The sequence below is a fragment of the Gottfriedia sp. ABJ_BB2_2 genome (assembly GCF_055484705.1).
The window spans coordinates 1-237 of the sequence record NZ_JBVFKR010000056.1; the positions used below are offsets into that span (position 1 = coordinate 1).

A 237-nucleotide genomic window follows, 5' to 3' on the forward strand; every position below is an offset into this window, starting at 1 on the left:
GATCTCCTGTTGCCCCTGTCGCTCCTGTCGCTCCTGTCGCTCCTGTCGCTCCTGCTGTTCCTGGTGCTCCTGTTGCTCCAGTTGCTCCTGGTAATCCTGGATCTCCCGTTGCTCCTGTCGCTCCTGTCGCTCCTGCTGTTCCTGGTGCTCCTGTTGCTCCAGTTGCTCCTGGTAATCCTGGATCTCCCGTTGCTCCTGTCGCTCCTGTTGCTCCCGTTGCTCCTGTTGCTCCTGCTG

1 protein-coding gene is annotated in these 237 nt (G+C 60.3%); it reads right to left on the reverse strand.

Annotation, left to right across the window (positions count from 1 at the left end; translation table 11 throughout):
* Window positions 1-237, reverse strand: a 237-nt coding sequence (locus ACX6U0_RS21420; protein ID WP_464961809.1) for a hypothetical protein, incomplete at both ends; no start/stop codon positions are given.